We start from the raw sequence: 1,926 nt of genomic DNA on the forward strand, positions 1-1,926 counted from the left end.
GCTGCACAAGAACCCGACGGTCGCGCGCGCGACCGGCACGGCGACGGTCTGCGACTCCGTGCACATCGCGAGCACCGTGCTGCCGTCGGTCGTGACGGTGTCGGTGCGCGCCGCCTCGGGCGAGAGCGGCGTCGGCAGCGGCGAGGTGATCCGCGCCGACGGCTACATCGTCACGAACAACCACGTGATCTCTCCGGCCGCGAGCGGCGGCAGCATCACGGTCACCTTCTCAGACGGGACGACCGAGCCCGCCGAGCTGACCGGCCGCGACCCCCGCAGCGACCTCGCCGTGCTCAAGGTCGACAAGCGCCCGGGGCTCAGGCCGATCGACTTCGCGGACTCCGACCATGTGGTCGTCGGTCAGCCGGTGGTCGCGCTCGGCGCACCGCTCGGCCTGTCGAGCACCGTGACGACCGGTATCGTGAGCGCCCTCGACCGGAACGTGCCGGTGCCGAGCGACGGCGGCCAGACGACCGTTCTCGTCGGGGCGATCCAGACCGACGCGGCGATCAACCCCGGCAACTCGGGCGGCGCCCTGGTCGACTGCGCCGGGCACCTCGTCGGCGTGAACACGGCGATCGCGACCGTGCCCAACGAGGCGGGGCAGGCGGGCGGCGGCAGCGTCGGGATCGGCTTCGCGGTGCCCGCGAACCTCGCAGGGCACGTCGCGCGGCAGATCATCGCGGGCGACCCGATCGGCTACGCGTACTTCGGGCTGCAGGCCGCGCCCGTGACCTCGCAGAGCGGCCAGACCGTGGGGCTGTTCGTGCAGGCGATCACCTCGGGCGGCCCTGCGGACGACGCCGGGCTGCGGGTCGGCGACATCATCACCCGGCTGCACGGGCACGCGGCATCCGACCTCTCGGTGCTCACGGCGCTCGTGACGGCGCTCAGCCCCGGCGACCGTGTCGAGGTCGAGTACGTGCGCGACGGCGACCGGCACACGACGACACTCACGCTCGGAGAGCAGTAGCGGGCGCATCCGCGGCCCCGCGCGCGGGTACCGAGAGCACATGTCGCAGCCGTCTGCGTGGCGCTATGCGCTGCGCCGCGCCCTCCATGTCCTGCTGGTCGAGCGCGTCGTCGACATCTCCGCCACGCTGGCGTTCTTCAGCGTGCTGTCGGTGTTCCCGGCGCTGCTCGCGGTGTTCGGCATCTTCGGGCTCGTCGGGCGGGGCGAGCGCACCGCTGACGAACTGCTGGCGGTGGTGCGCCGCGTGGCACCGCGCGAGCTTGTCGCGCCGCTGCGCTCGACCATCGAGCACCTCGCGAGCGTCGGCGGCTCCGGCGCCGGGATCGGAGTCGGAACGGCCGCCGCGCTCGTCGTCGCGATCTGGACCGCCTCGCGCTACGTCGCCGCCTTCAGCGGCGCCCTGAACCGGCTCTACGGCGTGCAGGAGGGGCGGCGCTATTGGAAGTACCGGCTGGTGCAGCTCGCCATCACGCTCGCCGTGGTCACCCTGACCGCGCTCGTGCTCTTCGTGCTGCTCTTCTCAGGCCCGATCCTCGGGCCGGCGGGCATCGCGAGCCTCGGCGACGCGGCGTTCGCCGTGTGGGCCGTGGCGCGATGGGTGATCGCCGCGGCCGCGATGGTGGTGGTGATCGTGCTGCTCTATTGGGGCACGCCGAACATCAGGCAGCCGCGGCTGAGGTGGATGACCACGGGCGGCGTCACCGCGCTCGTGCTGATGGCCGCGGCATCCGCGTGCTTCGTGCTCTACGTCACCCACTTCTCGACCTTCCATCGCGAGTACGGCACGCTGGCGGGCTTCGTCGTGTTCCTCGTCTGGCTGTGGCTGATGAACCTCATGCTGCTCTTCGGTGCGGCGTTCGACGTCGAGCTCGAGCGCGTGCGCGAGCTGCGAGCCGGAGAGGACGCCACGCGGCGGGTTCGGCTGCCGCTGCGCGACGACCGGCGGATCGAGA

General features: G+C 72.2%; 2 protein-coding genes. Both read left to right on the forward strand.

Annotation, left to right across the window (positions count from 1 at the left end; translation table 11 throughout):
• A partial coding sequence (locus tag ACM2XV_RS14865) for a S1C family serine protease (RefSeq protein WP_487027497.1) occupies window positions 1-973 on the forward strand: 973 nt, incomplete at its 5' end.
• 40 nt (window positions 974-1,013) lie between these two features.
• The coding region (locus ACM2XV_RS14870) for a YihY/virulence factor BrkB family protein (protein WP_487027498.1) at window positions 1,014-1,926 on the forward strand (913 nt) is incomplete at its 3' end.

The sequence above is a fragment of the Gryllotalpicola sp. CP2-P1 genome, from assembly GCF_057512245.1.